Origin of the sequence: Pantoea sp. GbtcB22 (assembly GCF_019091025.1) — a bacterium.
In the GTDB taxonomy this organism is placed as follows: Bacteria; Pseudomonadota; Gammaproteobacteria; order Enterobacterales; family Enterobacteriaceae; genus Pantoea; species Pantoea leporis.
In genome coordinates, this window is record NZ_JAGXKB010000876.1 from 1 (window position 1) to 235 (window position 235).

Annotated in this window: 1 protein-coding gene; it reads left to right on the forward strand. The window is 58.7% G+C overall.

Annotated elements, in window-relative coordinates:
• Positions 1-235, forward strand: a 235-nt coding sequence (locus KVT28_RS26920; RefSeq protein WP_217551386.1) for a PTS transporter subunit EIIC, incomplete at both ends; no start/stop codon positions are given.

The following is a 235-nucleotide window of genomic DNA, read 5'->3' on the forward strand; positions in this document are numbered from 1 at the left end:
GAAGTGGATTCCCACGTCATGGCCGAAGCGGGAGGTTCGGTATTTGCCAATATGCCGCTGATCTTTGCGATCGGTGTGGCGCTTGGCTTTACCAATAACGACGGCGTCTCCGCGCTGGCGGCCGTGGTTGCCTACGGCATCATGGTGAAAACCATGGCGGTGGTAGCACCGCTGGTGCTGCATATGCCTGCCCGAGAAATTGTGGCTAAGCATCTTGCGGGTACCGGTGTGCTCG